We start from the raw sequence: 25,440 nt of genomic DNA on the forward strand, positions 1-25,440 counted from the left end.
GATTAAGCTATTGATTTTAATCTAAAACAGCCTTCATTTATAAATTTACTAACGTATAGATTACTCTATATAGTCTTTGCTTCTTTCCCCTACGATGAACATTTTCTTTTTTTGAAAATGGATTGAAAAATGAGCATAAGTCCATTCTTCTTTAGCGTCCATTTCTGAATTTGCTTCTTTGTTTTTATACCAAAGCGAGTAAACGGCATAATTAAATCCTTTTTTGTATTTTGGAGTACCGTCTTCAAAACACTCCATTCCCCAAACCATAGTTGTTTTTGATAAATCATCCAATTGAAATATACCGGTTCCATCTGGATTTAATTGTACAATGGGTTCCGTTTCGCCTACAGAAAGATAGGTTCCGGTTATAGGATAATCAATGGTTGTGGTAATGTAATGGCTTCCGTCTTTAGTGGAGATTTTTTCTATTTTTTGGGCATAAGAGTAAGTTACAGACAGCAATAGGGTGAAAAATAGTAAAGTTAGAGATTTCATTATTGTTGGTTATTTATGTTTGTTGAATAGCAAAAAGTAGGAGCATGCCTTTTAAAAAATCTAATAAAAGGCTTATTAATTGTTTATAAGAACTTATAATAAGCCCTGTAATGTACTTTTTCTAATTAATTGGGCGGTGTTTCTGGAGTTGGATTTCTTTAAAATATTTTTACGATGCTGTTTTACGGTATTAACACTGATAAAAAGGGTATTGGCAATTTCATTGTTGTCAAAACCTTCTGCAATTAGCTTAATGATATCAATCTCTCTTTTTGAAAATTCTGAAAAGCATTGTGTATCTTCAAAAACATCAATATTCATGTAGGAAGGTTCGCCTTTTAGCCCTATCATGGAATATTGGTAGGTATTGTTTTTGGTCAAATGATCAATTCTGGTATGAATATTCAATGATTTTCCAAATCCGCCTTTTGGATCTAAAGTAAGAATAATGGCTTGATGATTGAGCATGCAATATTCCCCATTTTTCATTCTACTTCTAAAACTGTAATTCATTTTATAGTTAGTCAATCTTTCCGGACCTATGTTGGTATAAAAAAAATTAAGTATTGAAGCTTCGGCTTTTACTATGAAGTCAACATCGTCAGGATGTATTGTTCCAAGAATATCATTAAAAGATACGGTTTCCGGGTCAAATCCATGAATATCAGTTATAGCTGGACTAATGTTAGATAAAGACATATCATAAAAATCAATGATGTAAAAATAAAACGGACCAGTGCTTATTATCGAACTGGCAATTTCGTCAAACTTTATTTGTGGCAATAAAGTGTTCTCGTTGGCTCTTTTTTGAGTACTAATCCAAACCGAATGAAGTTTTTGTAATTCTTGGGTCATGTCTTAGATTTTTTTAACATAAAATTTTGTTAAAAATACAATTATTTTACGATTTAATAAAAAATAAATGAGGTTTTGAAAAAGAAGGGAATACTACTGAAATTTTTGAATTTGCAAATGTATAGATTACTCTATATAGTCTATGCTTCTTTCCCCGAAGTTGAACATTTAATCCATAAAATGATGCAACGGAGTGCCTATTTTAAATTATTTTGGAAGTTTGTATAATGGTAATGAAGTGTGGCGGGACAGGGCTTCTGCACCTAAATCACCTTCTTTGCTAAATCCCCAAACAAACAGCGCTTTCAAAGGATGATCTTTGCGTATGTTTTCAATTGCCTGTAATGTCAGTTGCTTTGCGATTCCCTTTCTTCGATATTCTTCTAAAACCAGAGCGGAGCAGAGGTACAGTGCTTCATATTTGGCGTCTAATGGCGTATGCTCAAACAATTGTTTTTCCGAAATTTTATTGGCAAGAAACTGATTCATCAAATCCAGCGTGGTAGGAATTAGCAAAATCCAGGCCACCGGACCTTTTCCATCATCGTATTCCGAAACTGTTGTAGGATGTAGCTGCATCAGTCTTTCTAATACTTCCTGATTTACATCAAGCTGGTTGGGGTCATTTTTGACCGCAAAAACTTCGTCAGCCAGTTGTAACATTCGTTCAAAATTGCTTTTCGACATGTATTTAAAATAAAATTGCAGACATTAATTTGGTACACTAACCAGAATCAGATTTTCCGTTTTTGTCTATCAATGCCATTGTTTTGGTATTGATTAAAGCCCAAAGTTATAGTTTTTTATAAAGCTAAGTTGTAAATTTACAGTAGAATACGCAATCAACGTGCTGCATTTTTGTACGACAGTTTTGAAAGTGTTTTAAAAGAGGTTACTGGTTGTATTGTGTTTTTTGGAATGTATAAATTCTGTTTAATAGTATTGTTACTAATTTGATAGGTTGGCACAATGGCATCAAGTACATAGAGGTTTTCCAACCTTCCGTCTATGACCAACGAAATGGTACACGAGTTTGATACCCATTAATTAGTAGTATAAAATGATAGTATTAAACAGAATTTTGTTTTCCTGATGTAATGTTAATATGAAAATGAAACCAAATCATCCCAAAAACAAAACCAACTTCCCATTAAACCAATTGTCTAAATCCGTTGTAGCTGAGGCTTTTAATGGTTTTTTCTAGTGTTTCTAGTAGCTCTACGGGAGATTCTTTGAACATTTATTAGCGTTTCTGAGACGTTAGAGCTGGTTTTAATTGCCATTGCCTCCGGCCAGTTCGGCTACGCCTCGTGTGCTCCGCTCCGTTCGGCTTGCAGCCTCGGGTGTCGCTAATCGCGAGGCGCTAATCCTCAGCAACCGTTATTTTTGCTAAAGTCACGTTTAAAAAGTATCTTATTATTTCGCGCAATATAGTCGCCCGATATAATCAAATATGGATGATTAGGCGAATACCCTGCGCTGCGGCTTCTTACAATTATTTTGTCGTTAACTTTCAGGCTATTTAACTGCTGAAAATCCTTAGGAATAAATTGCATCATGTATTCTTCGCCATTAATCCTGACTATAAGCCATTTTGGTCCTGATGATTTCGCGTTTGCGCGCTGAAAAGTAACAGAGGTTACCACGGCCTCCATATTGGTGTAAGCCTTTATGGACTTCTTTATTTTATCATAACTGGCATGCACTTTTTTACCTTCAGGAGAAACCTCCCATTCTTTATACTTTATACCGTCAGGAGAAGCCTCCCATTTTTTCCTTTCATCCGGGGCGGCTTTCCTGTCAGCAATGGACAACGGTTTTGGGGATGGTTTAGTTTCATTTTTAATTTCACGATTAGCACCCGAGCCGTTGGCGAACGGAGCGAAGCTAAATACTAGTCCGCTCACCACAGCCAGCGGTAAGATCAGAAAATAGATTGTTTTTTTCATATGTTTCATATCCTTTCAAATTGATTCTGCGAATTTACATTGCTATTTTTCGGTTTGAGAGATTGGGATTGTAAATAAAAATGTAAACTTTGTAAATAAAAACTTTACACTATGCATCTTAGTCGAAATCTCCTTTCTGGAAGACGCAAATATCTGTTCGGGTTATTACTACTCTTATTTATGGCTGCAATCTGTGTGGCTTTCAGTACGGAGGATAGTGACGATTTTGATATAGCCAGAAGGGAAGTTTTACTCCGCAGGATCGGACATGAAATACTCTTACAGTCCGGCGACAGTACATCAAGAGTTCTTCCCTTAAAAAAGATAGCTGAAAATGAATATCAAATCAGGTTTGAGAATGACCTTACTTTTCAAACCGACTCCCTGGTGAATACTACTCAGCGTTTGTTAGCCAAAGACCCGTTCGCACGTGATTATGTTGTTAATGTACTTAACTGTGGCAACTCCAGTGTAGCCTATGGATACGCTACATCCAAAAATAAAAAAGATGATATTGTAGCGTGTATAGGAAGAAGGCAACCCGTCGCCTGTTATATGATTAACATTAAATTTAAACCGAATGGAATAACTACAGCAAGGAATAAATATTTTTTGGGCGGCCTGTCATTTTTAGCATTTGTTGGCTTTATTTTTTTGAGATTGGTTAAGCCGCGGAGAGCCTTACCTAAAGATGAATACAACAAGATATTCACTTTTGGTTCGGTCTTATTTGATGCGCAGAAACGGCAACTGCTAATAAATAAAAAGACGATAAATCTGACCGGAACTGAAACGCGTCTGTTGCTCATTTTCGCATTATCTCCAAACGAGACTATAGAGAGAAGCCGGCTGCAAAAAGAGATATGGGAAGATGAAGGTGTTATTGTGGGGCGTAGTCTGGATATGTTCATATCAAAACTTAGAAAAAAACTAGAGCTTGATCCTAATATTAACATTGTTGTTATACGCAGCAAGGGATATAAGCTTGAAGTTAGCTCTTAAGACCCGAGGCTGACCCGAGCGATAGCGAACAGGCGAAGCAAAGCCGAACGGAGCGAAGCTAAAATCTTCGCTCCGAACTGATGTTAATAGAATTCAATTTGGTATTTGTAAAACTCTATAGTGAGCTATTAATGTGGTATCATTAAAAGAATTATCCTTCATCTCTCGCAAAGATTTGCCAAATCATCCTAAATCCGTTGTAGTAGCTGTTGGCGGTTCGGTTTTTTTCGTTATCCAACCCATAATTGGCGATGATATAGTATTTTCCACTTGCCATTTTTCTTTTCCAAGTATACTGCTTGTCCAGAGCCACAATCTCCAAAACATACATTAACAATTTCTACATATGCTTTAGTATTGTCTGATGAAAATATAGGGAAAGTTAAATATACAAATTCAGCGTCTTGATTTGCTTTGCGCTTGCTTTTCTGTATTTCGAATGTCGTCAGATTGATTTTTTTTGAAAAAGAATTATTAATCACATATTTGTTCAAAACTTCGTTCTGATTTAAAAGGTTTAGAGAATCCTTTTCAGGGATAAATTTAATGTCTAAATGATAGTAAAATAAATCGTCTAAGTATATTCCGTTTTCTGGTTTAGGTGGTCTCTTTTCATCAGTTTTATTTAACCTATAAACTTTTAGTTTTTTTAGTTCTTTAAATAAAGGTATTGCTAAGGAGTCGCTTCTAAGAACATTTAAGCTGTCGTCAATAATTATGCATTCGATAATTTTTTCTATTTCATGATTTCGCTCAGAAGTTGTATTTCCGTCTTCATTTTTACAACCTAAAACAAAAAATAAAAATAATATAGTTATGTAGTTTCTCATTAAGAAGAATGTTGTTTAAAATTGCTGGTAACGTTCCGGTACTACAGCGGGTTTGCGATTAAAATTAAGCCCAATTTTCGGATTTGCCACATCATCCCAAATACAAAATCATTTTCCCATTAAGCCAATTGCCCAAATCCATTGTAGTAGCTGTTACCTGCTGTTCTTGTTATGTAATCCAAGTCATTCGTTCTGAAATTATCTTCCATTTTCCATTGACTTTTTCAAGATAAACAATATATCCACTCCCAAAAGATAGTATGTGTTTATTTACTTCAACATATGCTTTGGTATTGTCTTTAGAAAAAATAGGAATTGATATTTCATAATATCTTAGTGAATTCCGTTTGCTTGACTTTATTTCTTTTCGAGTAATCATTTGCACTTTATCAAATGAATTTTTATCAATATTAAAAGTTTTTAAACCCTTGTTCTGTGATAATAAAAAAAGTGAATCGTTTTCAGAAAAGAATCTTTTTTTGTCAAACAATAAATTTTGTACGTCCACCTTGTTTTTGTCTAATGAAACTGTAACAATTTCTCCAGGTTTTGGATATTTACCAATTCGGATTTCCAATTTGTTTAGTTCCGAGCATAGTGAAGTTGAATCAGTATTTTTTAAAATTGGCAAACTATCATTGTAAATTATAGTTCTTATAATAGAATTTATTTCAGCTTCTTCAGAAGCAAACGGATTTATCTTCTCTCTATTTTGACAGCTAATAAAAACTAAAACAATTATAAATGAAAAACTTCTCATTAGTTGGTTTTTTTTTAGAATAGCAGGTAACTTGTATATAGGCGCTACAAAATAGCGCATATACATCTCATTTTGGGTGGATAGGCGCTACTGCGTAGCGTATTACTTTCAAATATACACTTTAATTATTTTCTTACAAATTTCTTAAGGGATTTTAAATTAATTCCATAAAAAAAGCGCTCCTTTTCAGGAACGCTTTTATAAGATCTATAAAAATATAATTATTTTTTATCCATCCATTTTCTGGCATTGACAAAAGCTTCATGCCAAGGTGAAACTTCATCGTCTCTGTCTTTTGGATAATGTGCCCAGTTCCATTGGAACGTAGAACGCTCAATGTGAGGCATCATTACCAAGTGACGTCCTGTTTTGTCGCAAAGCATCGCAACGTCAAAATGAGAGCCGTTTGGATTAGCAGGATAGCCTTCATAGGCATATTTAGAAACAATATTGTAATTTTCTTCACCCATTGGTAAGTTGAATTTTCCTTCTCCATGCGAAACCCAAACTCCAAGAGTACTTCCTGCTAATGAAGAAAGCATCACTGAATTGTTTTCTTGTACGGTTACTGATGTAAAAATACTTTCGTGTTTGTTACTTTCGTTATGCAGCATTTTTCCGTGTACTTCATGCTCCGGATTAATCACTTCCAATTCCATAAACAATTGACAACCGTTACAGATTCCAACAGATAAAGTATCGTCTCTTTTAAAGAAATTGTCTAAAGCTGTTTTTGCTTTTTCATTGTATAAAAATGCTCCGGCCCAACCTTTGGCAGAACCTAAAACATCTGAATTGGAGAATCCACCAACAGCCCCTATAAACTGAATGTCTTCCAACGTTTCACGACCTGAAATTAAATCGGTCATATGAACATCTTTTACATCAAAACCGGCTAAGTACATCGCATTTGCCATTTCACGCTCGGAATTACTTCCTTTTTCACGGATAATAGCTGCTTTGGGTCTTGGTTTAGAATTGTCGATAACTGGTTTTTTTCCTGTAAAATGAGTTGGAAAAGTATAGTGTAAGGCTTGGTTTTTATAATTGTCAAAACGTGCTTGAGCCGTTCCGTTTTTCGATTGTTTTTGGTCCAATAAAAATGAAGTTTTGTACCAAACATCTCTGTATTTCGCAATATCTAATTTACAAGGACCAAAATCTAAAGTCGCTTCATTTGTAGCGGTTCCTAATTTGTAGAAAGAAACGTTATTGGCGTTTAATTTAGATTCCACTTCAGCATCCGATTTTGCTTGGAAAACAATTCCAATATTTTCAGCAAAAAGGTATTTGATGATGTCTTTTTCTTCGAAAACAGAGAAGTCTATTTTAGCTCCTAAATTCACATCGGCAAAACACATTTCCAATAAAGTAGTAATCAAACCACCACTTCCAATATCGTGTCCTGCAAGGATATTGTTTTCTAAAATTAATTCTTGAATGGTATTGAACGCTCTTTTGAAAAAAGCAGCGTCTTTAATAGTTGGCACTTCTTTTCCAATAGTATTCAACGTTTGTGCAAACGAAGAACCACCTAATTTGAAATCATCTTGTGACAAATTGATGTAATAAATAGAACCACCGTCTCTTTGTAAAACAGGCTCTACTACTTTCCTGATATCGGTACAATTTCCACCTGCTGAAATAATTACCGTTCCCGGTGCGATTACTTCTTCATTTGGATATTTTTGTTTCATTGAAAGTGAATCTTTTCCGGTTGGAATATTGATTCCCAATTCGATTGCAAAATCCGAACAACCTTGTACAGCTGCGTACAAACGCGCGTCTTCCCCTTCGTTTTTACACGCCCACATCCAGTTGGCAGATAATGAAATTCCATCTAAACCATCTTTTATTGGAGCCCAAACAATGTTAGACAATGCTTCTGCAATAGCAGTTCTACTTCCCGCAACGGGATCAATTAATGCCGCAACAGGAGAGTGACCAATCGAAGTTGCAATTCCTTCTATTCCTTGGTAATCCAAAGCCATTACACCACAATTATTCAAAGGTAATTGCAATGGACCGGCACATTGTTGTTTGGCAACTTTACCACCCACACAACGGTCTACTTTGTTTGTCAACCAGTCTTTACAAGCAACCGCTTCCAGTTGAAGTACTTGCTCTAAATACGTGGAGATATTTTTTACAGTATAGTCTAAATCGGCATAGTTTCTTTCAATTGTTTTGTCCGTCATCACCACTTTTGGAGAACTTCCAAAAAAGTCTTCCAAGGCAAAATCCATTGGTTTGGCACCCGTTGATTTTGATTCGAAAGTAAAACGGTGATCTCCGGTTACGTCTCCTACTTGGTACATTGGGGAACGTTCTCGGTCGGCAATTTTTTGCAATAAATCGATGTTTTCCTTACCAATAACCAATCCCATTCTTTCTTGAGATTCGTTACCAATTATTTCTTTTGCCGAAAGGGTAGGATCTCCTACAGGCAATTTATCTAAATCAATTAATCCACCAGTATCTTCCACTAACTCCGAAAGACAGTTTAAATGTCCTCCAGCTCCATGATCGTGAATAGAAACAATTGGATTGATATCGCTTTCTACCAAACCACGAATGGCATTGGCAGCACGTTTTTGCATTTCTGGGTTCGAACGTTGAATCGCATTCAATTCAATTCCTGAACTAAAAGCGCCTGTGTCTGCCGAAGAAACTGCAGCTCCACCCATTCCAATTCTATAATTTTCACCACCAAGGATAACAATTTTATCGCCTGTTTGTGGTTTTTTCTTAATTGCTTGATCTAATTTTCCGTAACCAATTCCACCCGCTTGCATAATCACTTTGTCGAAACCTAGTTTGCGAGCGTCTTCTTCGTGTTCGAAAGTCAGGATAGAACCTGTAATTAACGGTTGCCCAAATTTATTTCCAAAATCAGAAGCTCCGTTTGATGCTTTGATTAAAATATCCATTGGAGTTTGATACAACCATTTTCTTTCGGTCATGCCGTTTTCCCACGGTCTGTTTTCTTCTAATCTTGAATAAGAAGTCATGTAAACCGCCGTTCCTGCCATTGGCAAAGAACCTTGTCCACCTGCTAAACGGTCACGGATTTCTCCACCAGAACCTGTTGCAGCCCCATTGAAAGGCTCCACCGTTGTTGGGAAATTATGTGTTTCTGCTTTTAATGAAATAACCGAATCAAATTCTTTTACTTCATAAAAATCAGGTTTATCAGCACTTTTTGGAGCAAATTGTTGTACACGTGGCCCTTTTACAAAAGCAACGTTATCTTTGTATGCCGAAACAATATCGTTAGGGTTTTCCTGAGATGTTTTCTTAATTAATTTGAATAAAGAAGATTCTTTTTCTTCTCCATCAATTATAAATTTTCCGTTGAAAATCTTGTGACGACAGTGTTCTGAATTGGCTTGTGAGAAACCAAAAATCTCAGAATCCGTTAGTTTTCGTCCTAATTTAATCGCTAAATTATCCAAATATGCTACTTCTTCCGGACTTAGAGACAATCCTTCTTTTTTATTGTAGGCTGCAATATCATCGATGTCCAAAATAGCTTCCGGAAGTACGTTGATAGTGAAAATATCTTGATTTAACTCGGCGTATTTTTGCGAAAGCATCGGGTCGAAATCAGAAAAATCAGCAGTTGCTTTTTGGAACTCTTCAATTCGGATGATTCCGGAAATTCCCATGTTTTGGGTGATTTCCACAGCATTGGTGCTCCAAGGCGTAATCATAGTGGCGCGAGGACCAACAAAAAAATCCGTCAATACGGATTTTTCTATTTTATAGGAGTTGGCAAAAAGCCAGTTGAGTTTTGAAATGTCTTGAGCCGAAATTTCGTTTTGCGTTTGCACTGCAAAAACAGTTTTGCTTTGGTTTTCAAAGAAATGGATCATTGTTTTTTAGTTTGTTGTATTGCGATGCAAATTTAGTTTAAATAAATAGTACGAGCAAATGTGAAAAGCAAAGACTTTGAAAAATTATTTAGGGAACGGTTTGCTTTGATAAGCGCCTAAATCTGGAGGTAAAGTTCTTGTGTTTCCTATAATATCCAATGGAATCAGATACGCCGAATTCCCTTTTGCGAAAGCGACAGAACTATCGTCAATATTGAATTTGTTTTGGGAAACCTTCAGGAATTTAGGATCTTTATTTAAAAGAATTGCTTTGTAATGTGCTGCATCCGTTTCAAATTGATAGTCTGGATTGGTTGTAAATTGATTGGAAGTATTGTCAAATTTTAAGAGACAATTATTGAATTGGTATACAAAAGCAGCGCCTGTCTTTTTGTTCAAAATCATTTCATTCGAATATGAACCGTAAATAATACAATTATTGAATGTTGCTTCGGTCAAGTCTTTTACTTCCGGAACTGCTCCCAAAATGTAATTACTCACCAAAACCGCCACTTGTTCTGAACTATTCCAGTTATTATTGAAAGTGCAATGGTTAAACTTGTAATTTCCGCCATATGAGCAAGCTAAACTGCCTTGTCCTGCATTATTGATGACCATATTTTCGCCATTAATTTTTGCGGTCTGCGCCAAAATACCATAGTTAGCTGAATTATAGATTTGCGTATTTTTTATAGTTGTGGTCGTTCCGTCATTATTTTGAATCAGTAAACCAATGGTTCCATTTTTGATTGTAGCATGATTCAATTGATTATTAGTGCTGCCATTGGTAAGCCATATTGTTCCCCATTGACCCGGAACATCTGAATATTCGGGTTCTAATCGATCGCCTTCAAAAATGACTTCTTTTTCCAATTTATCAGTTGTAGACGCGGCTCCATTTATATGTATTGATGCATTATTAGACACAATAAGGCCGGAATTCGCATGAAAATGAACTCTGGCTCCCGCATCAAAAGTTGCCTTTTTTCCGGAAGGAACGGCGGCGTAACCATAAATAACATACGGTTTTTTATTGGAAAACAGTAATTCATTGCCATTTACGGGGTCATTTTCATCAAGATAAAAACCATCAATTTTTTCTTCGCCAATAGGAAGTGTTTCGGTAGTTCCGTCAGCAAAACGTTTTGGATATAGAAAAACAGCATCCTGAATAAGGGTCACTAATGCTACTTTTTGCAAATTTTCACCGCCATCAAACTGAATTTGGTCGGTGTATAGAAAGTCGGTTGGGTTGGCATCGGCAATATTAGCGGTGGTTTCTATGAAAATATACAAACTGTCTTTGGCGAGAAGGGCAACATTGGTGAATATTTTTCCATTTGCTCCCTGCATTCCATCGACTGTCATTCTATATTTAGAACTCAATCCTTTTTCTAGTTTTATGGTTGGGATAGTGATGTCATTTTTGCTGTGATTGTACACTTTAAGTCGGTACGTGCTGGAACCTATGTTAGTAAAAACGGTGTCTAAATATATAGTGTCTTTCGAAAAGGCCAAATCACCCGTGCTGGCTACGGTCTCAAAATCAGAACGACAAGCGCAAACAGATACCAATATTCCAATAAAAAACAGTAAAGTTATGGGACGCATTTCGTTAGTTTTTTTTGTAAAAATAGGGAAAATCTTATTTGATTGGAACCGATTCTCAAATTTCAATTTAGAATAACAATTGCATTTGCTATTTTGTAACTCATCTTTTATTTAATTTTACATTTTTAAAGCCAAAAACATGACATTCGACAAAGAAAAAATCCTTCAATATTGCAATCAAATTTCAAAAAACACACTGATGCAAACCCTGAATATTGAATATACTGATGCAGGAGAAGATTATTTAGTGGCTACGATGCCGGTAAATCCATCGGTACATCAACCTTTTGGATTATTACATGGAGGCGCTTCGGTTGCTTTGGCCGAAAGTGTGGGGAGTGCCGCATCGTTGTTGTATGTAAATTCAGAACACAGTGAAGTGCGCGGAATTGAAATATCGGCGAATCATTTGAAAGCAAAACGAGACGGAATCGTAACGGCCACGGCAAGAATAGTTCACAAGGGGAGAAGTATTCATCTTTGGGAAATACGGATTACGGATGAAAAAGACAATTTGATTTCGCTTTGTAAATTGACGAATATGGTTCTACCAAAAAGAAAAAGTGAAGACAAATAATGGACGTAATTTTAGATAAAGCCAAAAATCAATTTGCACAAAATTTACCTTTTGTATTGTATTGCAAACCCAATTCGGATATGGTAATCGGACTTTTTCAGCAAAATGATGAATTATATAAAGTAAATGATTTTACCGAAAAAGGCTTTGTTTTTGCTTCTTTTGATGGTAATCAAACGTATTTAATTCCTGAAAATCAATCCGAAATAGCGGGTGTTATTTGGGACCAAAAAAAAATTGACGTTTTTGAAAGGGAATTTAAGGAGCCAAATGCAGTAACCAAAAATAATTTTGAAAGATTGGTTGCCAAAGGAATTCAAGCCATTGAAAATGACGAATTCAAGAAAGTGGTTTTATCCCGAAAAGAAACAGTTGATTTGGTTGATTTTGATTTGGCTACGGTATTCGAAAAGTTGGTTCGGTTGTATCCCGCTACTTTTGTGTATTGTTTTTTTCATCCAAAAGTAGGAATCTGGCTCGGTGCAACACCCGAGCAATTATTAAAAGCCAATGTGAATGTATTTGAAACAATGGCTTTGGCAGGAACTCAAAAGGATAGTGGCTCGGGGGAAATAGTTTGGGAAAAAAAAGAGAAAGAAGAGCAGCAATATGTTACGGATTATATAGTTTCAGTTTTGCAAGGCGTTGCTTTGGAAGTTTCGGTTACTCAACCCTACAGCGTCAAAGCGGGAAGTGTTTGGCATATAAAAACGGATATTTGGGGAGTATTGAATTCGAACTCCAGTTTGCAGCAAGTAATCAATTTATTGCATCCCACGCCAGCTGTTTGTGGTTTGCCAAAAGATCAATCTAAAGCTTTTATTATAGAAAATGAAAATTACAACAGGAGTTTTTATACGGGTTTTTTAGGTGAGTTGAACAGCAGTTTTGCAACAGATTCGGTAAGTTCTAATTTGTTTGTAAATTTGCGCTGTATGCAAATTGTAAATTCTCAGGCGTATTTGTATATGGGTTGTGGTGTAACAAAAGACAGCGTACCGGAAAAGGAGTGGAGCGAAAGTATCAATAAATCAATGACGATGAAAAAGGTATTGTAGATTAAATATTACAGGAAACAGATAACAGAAAACAATAAATAATGAAATTAGATATACTTGCTTTTGGTGCGCATCCTGATGATGTGGAATTAGGTTGTGCGGGAACTATTCTAAAAGAAATCTCCTTAGGGAAAACCGTCGGAATCGTTGATTTGACTCGTGGCGAATTAGGAACTCGTGGTTCGGCTGAAATTAGAGATGAGGAAGCTAATGCTGCCGCAAAAATTCTAGGTGTTTCGGTACGGGAAAATCTGGAAATGCGCGATGGTTTTTTTGTAAATGACGAAAAACACCAATTGGAAATCATAAAAATGATTCGCAAGTATCAACCCGAAATTGTATTGTGTAATGCAATTGACGACCGTCACATCGATCACGGAAAGGGAAGTAAATTGGTTTCGGATGCTTGTTTTTTATCGGGATTGCGAAAAATAGAAACTACTGTTGAGGAAGAAAATCAAGCTGCCTGGAGACCAAAAGTAGTGTATCATTACATTCAATGGAAAAACATAGAGCCTGATTTTGTAGTCGATATTACAGGTTTTACTGATAAGAAAATTGAATCTATTTTAGCGTATCGCTCACAGTTTTATGATGCAAATTCCAAAGAACCGGAATCACCAATAACGAGTAAGAACTTCTTTGAGAGCCTGAATTACCGTTCACAGGATTTAGGAAGGCTTGTAGGAGTAGATTATGCGGAAGGTTTTACGGTTGAAAGATATTTGGCAGTCAATAGTTTAGGAGATTTGATATAATTTTGCTGTAATTTTTTAAAAAAATTATTTGCAGAAGTAAACTTATGTTGTATATTTGCCACCGCTAAGCAAATGGTGGTTGTAGCTCAGTTGGTTAGAGCATCGGTTTGTGGTACCGAGGGTCGCGGGTTCGAGCCCCGTCTCCCACCCAGAAAGCAAAAGCTTCGAAGAAATTCGAGGCTTTTTTTGTGGAATAAACTTTCGTAGGATTGCTTGAATTTATTTATTGGCTTGAATATTGTAAAAGAGAAAGCTTATAGTATAAAATAGAGTGATTGAAGAGGTCGTTTAGGATTTAATAATCGAACAAATGTTTTTGAAAAATTAAATACTAAACTAGTGCAGGCAATGAGTCTTTTACGTTTGGGGGAATATTTTTCATTTTTCAGTATACGCATATCCTTATTGTTTATCTTTGAGCGCATTTATACCTGATTTTCAAATACTATTTTGCATTCAAAATTTTCAAATATCATTTAATTCACCAAATGGAAAACGAGCATATTAATTCTAAAATTCTTAAAAGCAATTACATTCCAACTGCCGAATTTTATAGCCAGATCATAGACAGTTTACAAGATTACTCCATTTTTACTCTTGATAATGAATTTGTAATCAACAGCTGGAGTTCAGGGTCAACAAAAATTTTTGGTTATGAACCGAATGAAATTATTGGAAAACATTTTGATATAATTTTTACAGCAAAAGATATAAAAAATGATATCCCTAAAAATGAAATTGAAACTGCTTTAAAAGAGGGAAGAGCAACGGATAATAGATGGCATATTTGCAAAGACAAAAGTGAATTTTATGCGTATGGTTTAGTTTTTCCACTGACTGGAATTGATGGAGAAATGTTAGGATATGTTAAAATTCTACGTGACTTAACGGAAAGAAAAAAATCAGAAGATGCGATAAAAAAATATGTAAAAGAACTGGAAGATCTGAACACTCATAAGGAAAGCGTTCTTGCCATACTTTCGCATGATTTGAGAAGCCCATTATCCAGTATTATAGCTACTGCAGGATATTTGAAATCAAATTTTGAAAGGATGGAGCCAAATGCGGTTAAAGAAATGCTTGAGCTCCTTTACAAAGCATCAATTGATGAATTGAATATGTTAGATTACCTAGTGGAATGGGCGAGAATAAAATACGCAGCAGAAGTGTTTTCTCCTAGAAAAATTGAGCTTGTCGAGTATGTGCAAAAAGTTTTTGATACTTTAAATGATACTGCTTCTTTAAATGCAATAAATCTGCACCATGAAATTAAAGAGAATACCAGTGTTTTTGCAGATGGAAAAATGCTACTCTCTGTTATCCAGAATATAGTTTCTAATGCGATTAAGCATTCACTTCCCGGAGGTAAAATTACAGTTTCAGCAAAAACCAAAGAAGATAAAATAATAGTTCAGATAAAGGACTCTGGTATTGGTATGTCTAAAGAAATTCAAGATAAACTTTTTACACCACAAATGAATATACTTTCTAAAGCAAGAATAGAAAATAAAGGTGCAGGGATAGGATTATTATTGGTAAAAGGATTTTTAGAAAAAAATGGTGGTGAAATATGGGTAGAAAGTACAGAAGGTGTAGGTTCCTCTTTTTATTTTACATTGCCAATGGAAAAACCATTAAACAAAATAGATAGCGCAGACAAAATTGAGTTTGATGAAAACGCTTAATGACTATTCTAAGGTTGAACAAAAGCAGACACAGCTGGTAAACTAGAAGAAAAAACAATTTTAAAGTCCACATAAGTGGGCTTTTTTTGTGGAGTAAATTCTCGTGAGAACAATTATCCCTTTTGTATTTTTGGGTTTAATTGTTGTTTTGAGTATTGTAAATAATAGTATAAATTAGCAGTACTTTAAAGTTGTCGTTAGTTTTATCTGATCTAAATTCAGTTGGTATAAGCTAAAATAAAACAATCACACTAAATGTAAAAAAATAAAAATATGCCTCAAGAAATTTCACCAATTATAAAGCCTGATGAACTAATAGAACTGAATCAGACAAGTGAATTAATCATTATTGATGCCAGTAACGGTAATGGAGCTAAAGAAAATTATGGTGACAAACATTTAGAAGGCGCTTTGTATGTTGATTTAAATACGCAGTTAGCCAATATAAACGCGGATGTATCCATAGGAGGGAGACATCCTTTGCCTACGCTTGAACAATTTTCTGAAACTTTGACGAATCTTGGTATAACGCCTGCGAGTCACGTAGTAGTATATGATGACAAAAATGGTTCTAATGCCGCAGCACGGTTTTGGTGGATGCTAAAATCTGTTGGGCATAATAAGATTCAAGTGCTGGATGGAGGATTTCAAGCGGCTATTAAAGCTGGATTTCGAACAGCCTCAAAAATAGAAAAACCATTGAAAAAAGAACCATATAAAATTGAAAATTGGTTGTTGCCGTTAGCTGATATTCATGAAATTGATAAAGTAGCACAAGACACGGATTTTCTGGTCGTCGATGTGCGGGATGAGGAACGATATAATGGGGAGAAAGAGCCTATTGATTTAGTCGCCGGCCATATTCCGGGTGCTATAAATATTCCTTTTACCACTAATTTAGATTCTAATGGGTTTTTCTTATCACCTGAGGTATTGAAGAATAATTATTTAAAAGAATTTGGAGATAGAGCAGCTGAAAATGTTATCGTGCATTGTGGTTCCGGTGTAACTGCCTGCCAGACGCTTTTGGCAATTGCTTATGCAGGTCTTGAAATTCCAAAGCTGTATGTTGGTTCTTGGAGTGAGTGGTCCAGAAATAATCGACTGATAGCGACTTCGAAGAAAGAGTAAACACGAGTATTTTTAAGAGTAGCCTTGAAGGAATTTGAGGCTTTTTTGTGGAGTATATGTAAACAAAACAAGAGCTTTTAATTTCTTCAAAGCTCTTGTTGTATCTGGTTTCCACTGCTATCCCGACCCACTTTTTTCGGCGGGATGTGGCCCAACGCTAAAACTATTTTTTATCGACTACAGGACGATTTTCTCTGTTTGCCAATTCCCAAGCGATCACAAAAGCAAGTTGGGCTCTTTTGGCCAAAGCATCAAATTCAATTTTATCGACTTCATCTGTTTTTTGATGGTAATCCGCATGTACGCCATTGAAAAGGAATACGGCTGGAATTCCATGTTTGGCAAAATTATAATGGTCAGAACGCTCATAAAAATGGTTTGGATCTTTAGGGTCGTTGAATTTATAATCTAAATCCATTTTGATATACTTGGCGTTTGCGATGGTACAAATATTATCTAAATCCGTTGATAAACGATCCGCGCCTATTAGATATACATAATTATTTGTATTTGCATGTGCCTCGTCACGACGACCAATCATGTCAATGTTGATATCAGTAATGGTGTTTGCGACAGGGAATAAAGGGTTTTCTGAGTAATAGCGGGAACCATGTAATCCATGCTCTTCACCTGTTGCGTGAAAAAACATAATAGAACGTTTTGGACCATGACCTTCTTTTTTGGCGATTTCGAATGCTTGTGCAATTTCCAGTAGAGCGACTGTTCCTGAACCATCATCATCGGCACCGTTGTATACTTCACCATCTTTAATACCTACGTGATCATAATGAGCCGAAATAACCAGTACTTCTTCCGGTTTTTCGGAACCTTCGATGAATGACCAGATATTCTCTGAATCGCCTAATTTTTCTCCGTATTTTTTGTTCATGAATTCAGCAGGAACTTTCTGGTAATATGATGTAGCCCCTTTAGGGAAAGGAATGTTGTTTTTCTTGTATTGATTGATGAGATAAACACCAGTTTTTTTCTGACCTGCAGAACCTGTTTCACGTCCTTCCATGGAATCAGCAGCGACAATATAAAGATGTGTTTTTAAATCACTGGCCGTTATGGTATTCATGTATTTTGTAGGCTCAACCGCAGTTACACTCTTTTTTTGAGTCGTACAACTGATGCTTAAAACCAAAAGCAAACTTAATAGGGATATTTTTTTCATGTTGTTAATGTAAATTAATAAAAGTATAAATAGAAAATAAAGTAAGAATTATTATGATTATAATGAAATTGATGAAAAATAAGAAAACGCTTTTTATAAAGGAAACCAAACGTGTTTCTCCATAAAAACGATGATGGGCCGGAAAAAAATAATAGAGCATCCAAGAGATTCCTACGAAGTTAAACACTCCGACAATGAAACTGATACTACCCGAATCTCCAAAAAAAGAAAATATTTTTGTCAATAGAAACAGTATTAAAAATAGTGACAATAAGAATGAAAAATAATGCAGTGTAAAGATACCGTGATCAAAGTAATACCAGCGCTTTTTGCTATGAAAAATCCATAGGAAAAAAGCGAAAAGCGGCATGTAAATGAACAATACTTTTGAGAAATTATGAATGAATGATTCTTTGAATTTTTCAAATAATTCTTCTTTATTCTTGTCTTTTACCTCTTGAAATTTCCGATTGATTAAATAACTGAATTTAGATAATTTTTCAGATTCTGGAGCATGCTGCTGTATTGAATCTAATTCTTGAACTGATTTGTAACCAAAATTTAAAAAATTAACTTTATCAGAAGCGTTTTCGGTATTGTTTTTAATAGCTTCTTTCTCTTTTATGGAGAGAGTAGGTGCGTTTAAATTTTTTTCTTTCGATTTATCGGCAGTTTTTAAACTATCGTTTATCGGATTTGTTACGGGTTTGGTTTCATTAATTTTTACCAAATCAGATTTTTCATTTGGAAAAACTGTTATTAGGAAAAACGTAATAAAACTGATGAAAATATAGAGCCGAACAGGTGCTAAATAGGATAGTCGTTTACCGGAAAGATATTCCTTAGTTAAAGTCGCAGGTTTGAAAATAAGATTTTTTATGGTTTTCCAAAAAGCATTTTCATAATGTGTCAGGTCTTCAAAAAAATGAATAAACAAATGATGAAATGTTTTTCGGGTATCCGTGTTTTCTTGCCCACAATTAGGACAGAATCTGTTTTCTACAACATATCTGCAATTTAGGCATGTTTTATCCTTTCTTAAAACGGTTTTCCCCATAAAAACGTTTTTAAATTATAATCGAATCGGAGTTATTTTTTTAAAACTTCATTTAAGAAAACTTTGAAATGTTCAAAAGAACGTTTGTTTGCTTTTTCATTGTAGGCAGCTCCTTTTGAATTGTCATTTCCTGCATCCGGATCTGTAAAGGCGTGAACTGCATTAGCATAATAAATCATTTGCCAATCGGCTTTTGTATCTCTCATTTCTTGTTGGAATGCAGTTATTTCTTCTTTAGATTCGTAAGGATCATCAGCACCGTGGCAAACTAGAACTTTAACTGCTATAGGTTCTGCTGGGCGAGAAGCATCTTTCCCCAATCCCCCATGAAAAGAAACCACTCCTTTTACATTTAAGTGTGCGCGTGCAGCTTCAAGCGCTCCCGTTCCACCAAAACAGTATCCCATTATCACGATGTTATTAGTATTTGCACCGGATTTAATTAATTGTTGCAATGCTATTGAAATTCGTTTTTGGTATTCCTTGTAGTTTGTTTTGTAAAATCCTGCTTTTTGACCTGCTTCTGCATTGTCTTTCGGATAATTTCCAGCGCCATAAATATCAGCTACAAAGGCGTAATATCCCAGTTTAGCCAAAGTTTCTGCAGTAGTTTTTGCATGTTTATCAATTCCTTTCCAGGCGGGAAGAATTAGGATACCCGGTTTTTGTGGGCTTTTTTTCATTGGCTGAATTTGGAATCCATTCAAAACCTGAGCGCCGTCACTATATTTTACTGGTTTCAGCTGTGCAAAGGTGACATTTGAAAAGAGTACTATTCCTAAAATATAAATGGCTATATTTTTCATAATTTTTATTTTTTTACACAAATATCTAAATAAATTGTGATTTTTGTATATAAATATCCTCTTTTTGATTTTTTTATAACAAAAAATAATAACTTAAATTATAATGTTATATTTCGTTTGAAAGCGCAGCCCAATTCTATGATGGAATCCGTTTTTGAAATTCCCGGGATATTATCAATTTTTTCATAAAGGATTTTTCTCATGTGTTCGTGGTTCTGGGCTACTATTTTGATATAAAGCGTAAAAGAACCGGTTACATAATAGCATTCCGTGATTTCAGGAATATTTTTTAATTCCTCGATAATTCTATTTGAATCTTGGTCTTTATTTAACGTGATACCGGTAAAAGAAGCCCAGTCGTACCCAATTTTTTTTTCGTTTATAATGGGTTTTATTCCTGCAAGAATTCCTTGTTCCGTCAATCGATTTACCCGCTGATGAACCATTGTATTGGATATTTTTAGCGTAGCGGCAATAGCAGAAAATGCCATACGGCCATCTTTTTCCAATTCTTTAATAATGTTGATATCGAATTCATCTAATACTTCCATGGAATTTATTTTAAGTGAAAAAGGGAATATCTTTATTTAAAATGACTTATTTTCGTACAAATAAAAGTGATTATTTATTTTTGTGTCAAAAAATTAAGTCAAAATTATTGTTTTTTATTGTAAAATAAAAAATATTATATATTTTTGTTTGAAAGTTTAAAAAATAACACGTCATGGAACAATCACATCAAGCACTTTCTTCAAAAGCGGAGGTATTTATAGAAAAAGAAAATAAGTATGGCGCTCATAATTACCATCCTTTACCGGTAGTTTTAGAAAAAGGGGAAGGCGTGTATGTTTGGGATGTTGACGGAAAAAAATATTATGATTTCTTGTCGGCTTATTCGGCGGTAAATCAAGGGCATTGTCATCCAAAAATTGTTGGTGCAATGGTAAAACAAGCGCAAACATTGACGTTGACTTCACGTGCTTTTTATAACGATCAATTAGGACCTTACGAAGAATTTGTAACTGAATATTTTGGTTTCGATAAAGTTTTACCAATGAATACCGGTGCCGAAGCAGTGGAAACCGCTTTGAAATTGTGTAGAAAATGGGCGTATGAAGTAAAAGGAATTCCAGAAAATCAAGCACAAATAATTGTTTGTGAGAATAATTTCCACGGAAGAACGACTACGATTATTTCGTTTTCGAATGATGAAAATGCGCGTAAAAGTTTTGGTCCTTTCACAGCAGGATTTATCAAAATACCTTATGATGATATTGAAGCATTGGAAAACGTTTTAAAATCAACTAATACTATTGCTGGTTTCCTAGTGGAACCTATTCAGGGAGAAGCCGGTGTTTATGTTCCAGCCGACGGTTATTTGGCGAAAGCCAAAGCGCTTTGCGAACACTACAATGCTTTATTTATCGCTGATGAAGTACAAACAGGAATTGCACGTACCGGAAAATTATTAGCCGTACATCATGAAAATGTTCAGCCAGATATTTTAATTTTAGGAAAAGCGATTTCGGGGGGGGTTTATCCAGTTTCGGCAGTTTTGGCGAATAATGCGGTTATGAATGTCATCAAACCTGGTCAGCACGGTTCTACTTTTGGAGGAAATCCAGTTGCGGCAGCGGTTGCCATTGCAGCGCTTGAAGTGGTTCGTGATGAAAATTTATCGCAAAATGCAGCGTACTTAGGCGTTGTTTTGAGAACGGGCCTTAACGAAATCGCTTCTAGAAATCCTCTAATTAAATTGGTTCGTGGTAAAGGATTGTTAAATGCGATTGTTATCAATTGTGATGAAGACTCGGATTTAGCTTGGGATATTTGTATGAAATTCAGCGAATACGGTTTATTGGCAAAACCTACACATGGAAATAAAATACGTTTGGCACCGCCATTAGTTATTACTGAAACTCAAATTCATGAGTGTCTTGGAATTATCGAAAGAGCATTAAACGATTTCAGATAATTTAGTTGTCATGAAAAAAGCAATAAAATTAATTAAAAACCGGTCTGATATCGGTGCTGGAACTCGAGGTTCGGATTTAGGGATTGATGCTATCGAAATAGCCGCAATTAATCAAGACAGCGACTATTTTAATCAATTTGAGTTTGAAGATGTGAAAACGCATAACGAATCCATTTATGATAAAAACCGAAGCACTTCTGCCAAAAGAATAGAACACGTTGTGGAGCAATGTACCAGAGTGTGTCACGCTGTAAAGAAAAATCTGGAACAGAATTATTTCCCAATAGTTTTATCAGGGGATCATTCCTCAGCAGTAGGAACTATTAGCGGTATAAAAACAGCTTATCCGGAACAGACCCTAGGAGTGATTTGGATTGATGCCCATGCTGATTTGCATTCGCCTTATACATCTCCTTCTGGAAATATTCACGGTATGCCATTATCGGCGGCTCTTGCAGATGATAATTTAAGTTGCCAGAACAATGAAGTACCTCTTGAAACGCAACAGCATTGGGAAAAAATGAAAAATATAGGTAGCCAAGGTGCTAAAGTACTGGCCGAAGATGTTATTTATTTTGGTGTTCGCGATACCGAAGAAGCCGAAGATAAGCAGATTAAAAAGTTGCATATCCGGAATTATAAAGTTCACGAAGTACGCTATAGAGGACTTCAAACTTGTGTTACTGAAGCTTTGGCAGAGCTAACGAATTGTGACATGATTTATATTTCTTTTGATGTGGATTCCATGGATTGTGATATGATTTCTTATGGGACGGGAACTCCGGTACCAAAAGGATTTGATCAATACGAAGTCATCGCCATTATTAATCAGATTATCGAAAGTAAAAAGGTAGTTTGCATCGAATTTGTTGAAATAAATCCACTTTTGGACACTAAAGGAAACAAGATGGCTGAAACTGCTTTTGAAGTTTTGGAGGCTGTAACATCAACACTTATTTTACCTATTGAATAAGTTTTAAATTTTGAATTAGTATTTAAATCCCAAAATCTAGATCGGTTTTGGGATTTATTTTTTACGGATTTTACAGATTTGATATTGCTTTCTTCGTTTTTTAATAAATAAAACGGTTTAAATCGTTCTATATTTATTTTGGATGGAATTATAGTTAATTGTTGGTTCAACTTCACATATTTACGTATATTTGCAATAAGTATTTTTACTTAGTTTTATTCAAAATCGTATGATACAAGTGGACCAAGCCTTATCGATTATTGCAGAAAGTAGTTGCAAGATGCCTATCAGAAAAATTAAAGTGACCAAATCACTTGGTTTTATCTTGGCGGAAGCGATTTATTCTCCAATGGATATGCCGCCTTTCCGTCAATCAGCGATGGATGGTTATGCTTTTACGCATGGTGAATTGCAACAGTTTAATGTGGTTAGCACTTCACAAGCGGGTGATTTTTCGAATAAGAAAATAAAGAAAGATCAGGCGATTCGAATATTTACTGGAGCGTATGTTCCGGATAATTTGGATACCGTTGTCATGCAGGAACATACTACGATTGAAAATAAAAGAGTAGAAATCACCAAAATGCCTGACCGTTTTGCAAATGTTAGAAACAAAGGCGAGCAAATAAAAGAAAACGAACTGGTACTTGAAAATAATACGGTGATTACTCCTGCAGCTATCGGATTTTTAGCTTGTTTGGGAATTACGGAAATAACAGTTTATGCCAAACCTAAAGTAGCTATTGTTGTTACTGGAAACGAATTGGTAAAAGTGGGTAAAAAATTATCTGAAGGAACCATTTACGAAAGTAACTCTATAATGCTTGAATCTGCTTTGCAGGGAATTGGGATTAAAAAAATAGAAACATTCCGGGTAAAGGATAATTTGAAAGCGACAAAAAGAGTTTTAAAAAGCTGTCTTGCTGCTTTTGATGTTGTGCTTGTTTCGGGCGGAATTTCGGTTGGAGATTATGATTTTGTAAAAGAAGCGCTTTTGTCCAATGGAGTAGAAGAGTTGTTTTATAAAATTAATCAGAAACCGGGGAAACCGTTATTTTTTGGAAAAAAAGACAAAACGATAGTTTTTGCCTTGCCTGGAAATCCAGCTTCGACATTGACCAGTTTTTATATTTATGTTCATCCGGCGCTAAAAATAAATATGGGTTTTGAAGCGATTCATTTGCCAAAAATCAAACGAAAAATAACCACCCAATTTGAAAACACATCAGGGAAAACCTTATTTTTGAAAGGTTTCTATGATGCGGAAAAAGTTACGGTTTTAGAGAGTCAAAGTTCAGCCATGTTGAACACTTTTGCAGTAGCGAATGCTTTAATTTATTTGCCTTATGATGTGGTAAATATTGAAAAAGATCAGGAAGTACTGGTTATACCACTTAATTAATAGCGTAAAGATGTCAATAGTAAATAATGATTTTTTGATTTTATTCGGCGTATTACTAGCGGTAGTTGCGTTTTTGTATTCCAGCGTGGGTCACGGTGGGGCTTCGGGATATTTAGCGTTGATGGCGATTTTTGCATTCCCTGTTTCGGTAATGAAACCTTCAGCCTTATTGCTTAATTTGTTTGTTTCAGGAATTTCTTTTTTCTTTTATTACAAAAAAGATTTCTTCAAACCCAGACTATTTTATCCTTTCGCGATAACTTCGGTACCGGCGGCTTTTATTGGCGGGATGATTCCGTTAGAAAATAGTTTTTATAAAATATTGTTAGGAATCGTATTGATTCTGGCAGCGTTAAGATTGTTCGGTTTTTTTAATTCTAAAGAAACTGAAAGTACTAAAATAAATATTCCGCTAGCTATGGGAATAGGTTTTGGAATCGGTTTATTATCCGGAATGTTAGGTATTGGTGGCGGTGTTATCTTGAGTCCAATCATTTTATTATTGGGTTGGGCAACATTAAAAGAAACAGCAGCCATTTCAAGTTTATTTATTTTGGTGAATTCTATTGCAGGACTTTCGGGCTATTTTATGGGGGACAAAACGTTTCCAACAGAAAGTTTTTATTTAGTTCCAATAGCGGTTTTCGGAGGAATGTTAGGCGCCTATTACGGGAGCGGATATTTTTCCAATAAAGTGTTGAAATATGTGTTGGCAACGGTAATCTTATTAGCGAGCGTGAAGTTGATTGTTTGATTTGTTATTTAAAGATTGAAAAATTGAATGATTCAAAGAATATAGAAACATGGTTAAATGTTAAGGGGGTTAAATGTTTAGTGCTAAAGTTGTAGTAAAATAATCTTTCAATTATTCAATCATTAAATTATTTTTTTTATGCAAGTATCGATTCTTTGTGGAGGAAAAAGCAGCCGAATGCAGTCGGAGAAAGGTTTGGTTTTATACCAAAACAAACCTTTTATTGAGCATATTATTGAAGCGGTTTTGCCAATATCAAATAACATTCAATTGATTACGAATACGAATGATTACGATTATTTTGCATACAAGAAAATAAAAGATATAATAGCAGATAAAGGACCTTTGGGCGGAATATATACGGCACTGGTTCATTCAGAAACGGAGATGAATTTGATATTGAGTTGCGACATTCCATTGATTTCTACCGAAATACTATTGGAATTGATTGAAAATCATGGTACAAATTTTGATGTTTCTGTTTTTAAAGATAATGATCGGATTCACCCTTTGATAGGAATTTATTCTAGAACAGTAATACCTGTTTTAAAAAAGGCAATTGATGATAATGATTTGAAAATGATGCGCTTCATTTCAAATGTAAAACATCAATTGATTCCGATTACGAATGCCAAAAGAGATCTGTTTAAAAATATAAATTCTGTTGCCGAGTTAAACGAATTGAATACCAATTTATCCTAGTTAAA

23 protein-coding genes and 1 tRNA gene are annotated in these 25,440 nt (G+C 35.1%); 12 read left to right on the forward strand and 12 right to left on the reverse strand.

The genetic code is table 11. The annotated features are described in order from the left end of the window. Positions 1-60 precede the first annotated feature (60 nt). The 4 genes from ACM55K_RS12140 to ACM55K_RS12155 form a co-directional block, all read right to left on the reverse strand. Positions 61-498: a hypothetical protein gene (locus ACM55K_RS12140; RefSeq protein WP_416850515.1), complete on the reverse strand. Its 438-nt coding sequence runs from the start codon at positions 496-498 to the stop codon at positions 61-63. A gap of 93 nt (positions 499-591) precedes the next feature. Further along, complete coding sequence (locus ACM55K_RS12145) at positions 592-1,353, reverse strand: LuxR C-terminal-related transcriptional regulator (RefSeq protein ID WP_416850516.1); 762 nt, start codon at positions 1,351-1,353, stop codon at positions 592-594. A 207-nt stretch (positions 1,354-1,560) separates the two neighbouring features. Beyond that, a complete protein-coding gene (locus tag ACM55K_RS12150) occupies positions 1,561-2,040 on the reverse strand; it encodes a GNAT family N-acetyltransferase (RefSeq protein WP_416850517.1) in 480 nt (159 codons plus the stop codon). Between the two features lie 683 nt (positions 2,041-2,723). Beyond that, positions 2,724-3,302 carry a hypothetical protein gene (locus ACM55K_RS12155; protein ID WP_416850518.1) on the reverse strand — a complete coding sequence of 193 codons (579 nt, stop codon included), beginning with the start codon at positions 3,300-3,302 and terminating at the stop codon, positions 2,724-2,726. 180 nt (positions 3,303-3,482) lie between these two features. Between ACM55K_RS12155 and ACM55K_RS12160 the strand changes: the two genes are divergently transcribed. Beyond that, positions 3,483-4,304 (forward strand): winged helix-turn-helix domain-containing protein, encoded by an 822-nt coding sequence (locus ACM55K_RS12160; protein WP_416850519.1) that lies wholly within the window; start codon positions 3,483-3,485, stop codon positions 4,302-4,304. A gap of 230 nt (positions 4,305-4,534) precedes the next feature. Here the strand turns inward: ACM55K_RS12160 and ACM55K_RS12165 are convergent, their stop codons facing one another. The 4 genes from ACM55K_RS12165 to ACM55K_RS12180 form a co-directional block, all read right to left on the reverse strand. Continuing rightward, a complete protein-coding gene (locus tag ACM55K_RS12165; RefSeq protein ID WP_416850520.1) occupies positions 4,535-5,134 on the reverse strand; it encodes a hypothetical protein in 600 nt (199 codons plus the stop codon). Between the two features lie 169 nt (positions 5,135-5,303). Further along, the gene (locus tag ACM55K_RS12170; protein WP_416850521.1) at positions 5,304-5,894 is read right to left on the reverse strand and encodes a hypothetical protein; all 591 of its coding nucleotides are present in this window, start codon (positions 5,892-5,894) and stop codon (positions 5,304-5,306) included. A gap of 221 nt (positions 5,895-6,115) precedes the next feature. Next, on the reverse strand, positions 6,116-9,769 hold the full coding sequence (gene purL / locus ACM55K_RS12175; protein ID WP_416850522.1) for a phosphoribosylformylglycinamidine synthase: 3,654 nt from the start codon (positions 9,767-9,769) through the stop codon (positions 6,116-6,118). An 84-nt stretch (positions 9,770-9,853) separates the two neighbouring features. Beyond that, entirely contained in the window at positions 9,854-11,380 is a 1,527-nt protein-coding gene (locus tag ACM55K_RS12180) for a hypothetical protein (protein WP_416850523.1), read from the reverse strand. A 139-nt stretch (positions 11,381-11,519) separates the two neighbouring features. On the opposite strand from ACM55K_RS12180, the gene ACM55K_RS12185 reads away from it, so the two are divergent. The 6 genes from ACM55K_RS12185 (at position 11,520) to ACM55K_RS12210 (ending at position 16,589) form a co-directional block, all read left to right on the forward strand. Further along, positions 11,520-11,957, forward strand: a complete 438-nt coding sequence (locus ACM55K_RS12185) for a PaaI family thioesterase (RefSeq protein WP_416850524.1) — start codon at positions 11,520-11,522, stop codon at positions 11,955-11,957. Continuing rightward, complete coding sequence (locus ACM55K_RS12190) at positions 11,957-13,015, forward strand: chorismate-binding protein (protein WP_416850525.1); 1,059 nt, start codon at positions 11,957-11,959, stop codon at positions 13,013-13,015. Before ACM55K_RS12185 ends, ACM55K_RS12190 begins: the two co-directional genes overlap by 1 nt. A 41-nt stretch (positions 13,016-13,056) precedes the next feature. Then, entirely contained in the window at positions 13,057-13,773 is a 717-nt protein-coding gene (gene bshB1 / locus ACM55K_RS12195; protein WP_416850526.1) for a bacillithiol biosynthesis deacetylase BshB1, read from the forward strand. Between the two features lie 74 nt (positions 13,774-13,847). Then, positions 13,848-13,923, forward strand: a tRNA-His gene (locus ACM55K_RS12200). Between the two features lie 338 nt (positions 13,924-14,261). Next, complete coding sequence (locus tag ACM55K_RS12205; RefSeq protein WP_416850527.1) at positions 14,262-15,458, forward strand: PAS domain-containing sensor histidine kinase; 1,197 nt, start codon at positions 14,262-14,264, stop codon at positions 15,456-15,458. Between the two features lie 273 nt (positions 15,459-15,731). After that, complete coding sequence (locus ACM55K_RS12210; protein WP_416850528.1) at positions 15,732-16,589, forward strand: sulfurtransferase; 858 nt, start codon at positions 15,732-15,734, stop codon at positions 16,587-16,589. A gap of 163 nt (positions 16,590-16,752) precedes the next feature. Here ACM55K_RS12210 and ACM55K_RS12215 read toward each other — a convergent pair whose 3' ends face one another. The 4 genes from ACM55K_RS12215 to ACM55K_RS12230 all read right to left on the reverse strand — a co-directional run bounded on the left by ACM55K_RS12215 (position 16,753) and on the right by ACM55K_RS12230 (position 20,180). Continuing rightward, positions 16,753-17,766, reverse strand: coding sequence for a M28 family peptidase (locus ACM55K_RS12215; RefSeq protein WP_416850529.1), 1,014 nt, complete (start codon positions 17,764-17,766; stop codon positions 16,753-16,755). Between the two features lie 4 nt (positions 17,767-17,770). Continuing rightward, the gene (locus tag ACM55K_RS12220; protein WP_416850530.1) at positions 17,771-18,823 is read right to left on the reverse strand and encodes a DUF3667 domain-containing protein; all 1,053 of its coding nucleotides are present in this window, start codon (positions 18,821-18,823) and stop codon (positions 17,771-17,773) included. Between the two features lie 32 nt (positions 18,824-18,855). Then, positions 18,856-19,629, reverse strand: coding sequence for a dienelactone hydrolase family protein (locus tag ACM55K_RS12225; protein WP_416850531.1), 774 nt, complete (start codon positions 19,627-19,629; stop codon positions 18,856-18,858). 98 nt (positions 19,630-19,727) lie between these two features. Beyond that, positions 19,728-20,180 (reverse strand): Lrp/AsnC family transcriptional regulator, encoded by a 453-nt coding sequence (locus ACM55K_RS12230; protein WP_416850532.1) that lies wholly within the window; start codon positions 20,178-20,180, stop codon positions 19,728-19,730. 173 nt (positions 20,181-20,353) lie between these two features. On the opposite strand from ACM55K_RS12230, the gene rocD reads away from it, so the two are divergent. The 5 genes from rocD (at position 20,354) to ACM55K_RS12255 (ending at position 25,435) form a co-directional block, all read left to right on the forward strand. Continuing rightward, a complete protein-coding gene (rocD, locus tag ACM55K_RS12235; protein WP_416850533.1) occupies positions 20,354-21,604 on the forward strand; it encodes an ornithine--oxo-acid transaminase in 1,251 nt (416 codons plus the stop codon). Positions 21,605-21,614: 10 nt separating this feature from the next. Next, positions 21,615-22,577 carry an arginase gene (gene rocF, locus ACM55K_RS12240; protein WP_416850534.1) on the forward strand — a complete coding sequence of 321 codons (963 nt, stop codon included), beginning with the start codon at positions 21,615-21,617 and terminating at the stop codon, positions 22,575-22,577. 229 nt (positions 22,578-22,806) lie between these two features. Further along, positions 22,807-23,979, forward strand: coding sequence for a molybdopterin molybdotransferase MoeA (locus ACM55K_RS12245; RefSeq protein ID WP_416850535.1), 1,173 nt, complete (start codon positions 22,807-22,809; stop codon positions 23,977-23,979). Positions 23,980-23,989: 10 nt separating this feature from the next. Next, positions 23,990-24,733, forward strand: coding sequence for a sulfite exporter TauE/SafE family protein (locus tag ACM55K_RS12250; protein ID WP_291249125.1), 744 nt, complete (start codon positions 23,990-23,992; stop codon positions 24,731-24,733). A 138-nt stretch (positions 24,734-24,871) separates the two neighbouring features. Beyond that, positions 24,872-25,435, forward strand: a complete 564-nt coding sequence (locus ACM55K_RS12255; protein ID WP_416850537.1) for a molybdenum cofactor guanylyltransferase — start codon at positions 24,872-24,874, stop codon at positions 25,433-25,435. Positions 25,436-25,440 lie beyond the last annotated feature (5 nt).

Origin of the sequence: Flavobacterium arabinosi (assembly GCF_048158725.1) — a bacterium.
Lineage (GTDB): Bacteria > Bacteroidota > Bacteroidia > Flavobacteriales > Flavobacteriaceae > Flavobacterium > Flavobacterium arabinosi.

Excerpts from the sequence above, each read along its gene's own strand:
- ACM55K_RS12155 (WP_416850518.1), bottom strand. The coding sequence starts at position 3,302 with ATGAAAAAAACAATCTATTTTCTGATCTTACCGCTGGCTGTGGTGAGC.
- rocD (WP_416850533.1), top strand. The coding sequence starts at position 20,354 with ATGGAACAATCACATCAAGCACTTTCTTCAAAAGCGGAGGTATTTATA.
- ACM55K_RS12170 (WP_416850521.1), bottom strand. The coding sequence starts at position 5,894 with ATGAGAAGTTTTTCATTTATAATTGTTTTAGTTTTTATTAGCTGTCAA.
- ACM55K_RS12250 (WP_291249125.1), top strand. The coding sequence starts at position 23,990 with ATGTCAATAGTAAATAATGATTTTTTGATTTTATTCGGCGTATTACTA.
- ACM55K_RS12255 (WP_416850537.1), top strand. The coding sequence starts at position 24,872 with ATGCAAGTATCGATTCTTTGTGGAGGAAAAAGCAGCCGAATGCAGTCG.
- ACM55K_RS12190 (WP_416850525.1), top strand. The coding sequence starts at position 11,957 with ATGGACGTAATTTTAGATAAAGCCAAAAATCAATTTGCACAAAATTTA.
- ACM55K_RS12150 (WP_416850517.1), bottom strand. The coding sequence starts at position 2,040 with ATGTCGAAAAGCAATTTTGAACGAATGTTACAACTGGCTGACGAAGTT.
- ACM55K_RS12215 (WP_416850529.1), bottom strand. The coding sequence starts at position 17,766 with ATGAAAAAAATATCCCTATTAAGTTTGCTTTTGGTTTTAAGCATCAGT.
- ACM55K_RS12160 (WP_416850519.1), top strand. The coding sequence starts at position 3,483 with ATGGCTGCAATCTGTGTGGCTTTCAGTACGGAGGATAGTGACGATTTT.
- ACM55K_RS12185 (WP_416850524.1), top strand. The coding sequence starts at position 11,520 with ATGACATTCGACAAAGAAAAAATCCTTCAATATTGCAATCAAATTTCA.
- rocF (WP_416850534.1), top strand. The coding sequence starts at position 21,615 with ATGAAAAAAGCAATAAAATTAATTAAAAACCGGTCTGATATCGGTGCT.
- bshB1 (WP_416850526.1), top strand. The coding sequence starts at position 13,057 with ATGAAATTAGATATACTTGCTTTTGGTGCGCATCCTGATGATGTGGAA.
- ACM55K_RS12230 (WP_416850532.1), bottom strand. The coding sequence starts at position 20,180 with ATGGAAGTATTAGATGAATTCGATATCAACATTATTAAAGAATTGGAA.
- ACM55K_RS12245 (WP_416850535.1), top strand. The coding sequence starts at position 22,807 with ATGATACAAGTGGACCAAGCCTTATCGATTATTGCAGAAAGTAGTTGC.
- ACM55K_RS12220 (WP_416850530.1), bottom strand. The coding sequence starts at position 18,823 with ATGGGGAAAACCGTTTTAAGAAAGGATAAAACATGCCTAAATTGCAGA.
- ACM55K_RS12205 (WP_416850527.1), top strand. The coding sequence starts at position 14,262 with ATGGAAAACGAGCATATTAATTCTAAAATTCTTAAAAGCAATTACATT.
- ACM55K_RS12140 (WP_416850515.1), bottom strand. The coding sequence starts at position 498 with ATGAAATCTCTAACTTTACTATTTTTCACCCTATTGCTGTCTGTAACT.
- ACM55K_RS12210 (WP_416850528.1), top strand. The coding sequence starts at position 15,732 with ATGCCTCAAGAAATTTCACCAATTATAAAGCCTGATGAACTAATAGAA.
- ACM55K_RS12165 (WP_416850520.1), bottom strand. The coding sequence starts at position 5,134 with ATGAGAAACTACATAACTATATTATTTTTATTTTTTGTTTTAGGTTGT.
- purL (WP_416850522.1), bottom strand. The coding sequence starts at position 9,769 with ATGATCCATTTCTTTGAAAACCAAAGCAAAACTGTTTTTGCAGTGCAA.
- ACM55K_RS12180 (WP_416850523.1), bottom strand. The coding sequence starts at position 11,380 with ATGCGTCCCATAACTTTACTGTTTTTTATTGGAATATTGGTATCTGTT.
- ACM55K_RS12145 (WP_416850516.1), bottom strand. The coding sequence starts at position 1,353 with ATGACCCAAGAATTACAAAAACTTCATTCGGTTTGGATTAGTACTCAA.
- ACM55K_RS12225 (WP_416850531.1), bottom strand. The coding sequence starts at position 19,629 with ATGAAAAATATAGCCATTTATATTTTAGGAATAGTACTCTTTTCAAAT.